General features: G+C 33.8%; 2 protein-coding genes. Both read left to right on the top strand.

What is annotated here, in order from left to right:
* Positions 1-388: 388 nt before the first annotated feature.
* Positions 389-628, top strand: coding sequence for a hypothetical protein (locus H740_RS11410; protein WP_002953960.1), 240 nt, complete (start codon positions 389-391; stop codon positions 626-628).
* Between the two features lies 1 nt (position 629).
* Positions 630-914: a type II toxin-antitoxin system RelE/ParE family toxin gene (locus H740_RS11405; protein ID WP_002953959.1), complete on the top strand. Its 285-nt coding sequence runs from the start codon at positions 630-632 to the stop codon at positions 912-914.
* Positions 915-1,120: the final 206 nt, after the last annotated feature.

Below are 1,120 nucleotides of genomic sequence, written 5' to 3'. Positions count from 1 at the left end.
AATATTTCGTTTTTAAATAACGAGTTTGGCAAGGGCGCCAATGTGGGCGAGAAGGATAGATTCTATAAGAAGATAGATGTAAGGGTTTAGGAATAGGGCCAGATAGCCAGCCTATTTGTTTATACATTTGGCTATCAAATTTCTAAGCACTTGATTTTTGCTGACGCCTTTTTATTTGGCCTCTTTGGTTAAAAAGTCCATCTTATTATCCGATAGATACGCCGCCACCTGACGAGTAGGCGGATTTTCCGAGAAAACATATGAAAGATATTAAGCTGAGTCTAAACACACAAAAGGTATAAGTATAAATTTAGAGATCGATCATCAGAGAAAACGTCAGCCGTTAAAAAGGGTGCGATATAATGACGATAAACACAAGGAGCAAGAAATGATGACTTCAATAAATATCCAAACCGCAAACCATAGCATTATAGAAGCTATTAGGGCTATTATTGCGCTAGATCCTGAAACAACCATTACTTACGACAATGAAGATTATCTAAGCCAAGCCGATCAGCAAGATTTAAAGAAGCTAGTAGAGGCCGATAAGCGCGGCGAACTAAAATACCAAGCCTTTGACGAATTTAAAACCGAGATGAGATCCTACCTAAAAAACAAAGGCGCTTAGAGTGGAAATTATCTTAAGCGAACAATTCAAGGAAGAAATTAAAAGCATTTTAGATTTTTATACAGATAGAAGCAAGAGCAATAAGGTAGCAAATGATTTTCTTGAGGGCTTATTTGAAAAAATCGAAAGCTTATCTACTTTTGCTTACCGATTTAGAAAAAATCAATACTTTCACAAAGACAATATAAGGGATCTAATTTTCAAAGGATACGTTATTCCTTTTATAATCGAAGACGACACCATAAAGATACTATCAATCTACAAGCATAATCTACCAAAATTTTAAGGTCTAAACTTTAGACCTGGCTTGCATAGTGTAATCTTTATTTGACTAGGTTCTCCTAAAATAGTTTAGAAAGTGAGCTTTTTACAAAAATTAACGTATAGCGCACATTTTAAAGTTGCTAAAAATAATAAAGATTGTGCTGCTTGAAAAAAAGTAGAATTATTAATAAAAGTTATTTTATATAATGATGCGGAATTACTCATTTT

Source organism: Campylobacter showae CC57C (genome assembly GCF_000344295.2).
In the GTDB taxonomy this organism is placed as follows: Bacteria; Campylobacterota; Campylobacteria; order Campylobacterales; family Campylobacteraceae; genus Campylobacter_A; species Campylobacter_A showae_B.
The sequence above is the reverse complement of the archived record's forward strand: the minus strand, read 5'-3'. Positions and strand labels throughout refer to the sequence as shown.